At 65.4% G+C, this 237-nt stretch carries 1 protein-coding gene; it reads right to left on the bottom strand.

The genetic code is table 11. The features are described from left to right. A partial coding sequence (locus ACLJNW_RS28385) for a hypothetical protein (protein WP_410962000.1) occupies positions 1–237 on the bottom strand: 237 nt, incomplete at both ends.

The raw sequence follows: 237 nt of genomic DNA, 5'->3' as shown, positions 1-237 counted from the left end.
CTCTTGCACACGGCTGAGCTGCTCTGCAGCCGTCGTCATGGCCTTCTCTGCCGCGCGCTGTTTGGCGGCCATGGGAGCCGCAACCGCCTTGCTCAGCTCGTGCTGCACATGGAAGAGGTCCGGCGAGTGATGCGCGCCGAGGTGCTGTTCCACATACGCGAGAAGCCCTGGCGCCTCATCGCTCGTTGATTGAATCACCCGACAGTTGAGCCCCGCCAGGGCCCGCTCCATCAGCGC

Origin of the sequence: Salmonella sp. SAL4457 (assembly GCF_046548235.1) — a bacterium.
Taxonomy (GTDB): domain Bacteria; phylum Pseudomonadota; class Gammaproteobacteria; order Enterobacterales; family Enterobacteriaceae; genus Salmonella; species Salmonella enterica.
Note: the sequence above shows the minus strand (reverse complement) of the source record. Positions and strands in the feature narration are given on the sequence as shown.